1 pseudogene is annotated in these 296 nt (G+C 68.2%); it reads left to right on the top strand.

What is annotated here, in order from left to right:
• Positions 1–296 (top strand): annotated as a pseudogene (locus tag EN852_RS39220) (DnaA/Hda family protein); the annotation flags it as partial.

The raw sequence follows: 296 nt of genomic DNA, 5'->3' as shown, positions 1-296 counted from the left end.
CGGTCCCGCCCGTATCGACGAGCACATTGCGGGGCTCGGCGTCAGGCCGGCGCTTATCGACGATATCGACAAGACGGCGATCGACGAGCCGGGCCTGTTCCACCTGATCAATGCCGTGCGCGGCGCCGGCTCGACGCTGCTGTTGACGGCTCGGCGTTTCCCCTCGGCCTGGCGCGTCGCGCTGCCAGACCTCGTCTCGCGCCTGAAGGCGGCAGCGACCGTCGAGATCCACGAACCGGACGATCTCCTGCTTGCCGGCGTCATCACAAAGCTCTTCGCCGACCGCCAGGTCGAGG

The sequence above is a fragment of the Mesorhizobium sp. M2E.F.Ca.ET.209.01.1.1 genome (genome assembly GCF_004010375.2).
In the GTDB taxonomy this organism is placed as follows: domain Bacteria; phylum Pseudomonadota; class Alphaproteobacteria; order Rhizobiales; family Rhizobiaceae; genus Mesorhizobium.
The sequence above is the reverse complement of the archived record's forward strand: the minus strand, read 5'-3'. Positions and strand labels throughout refer to the sequence as shown.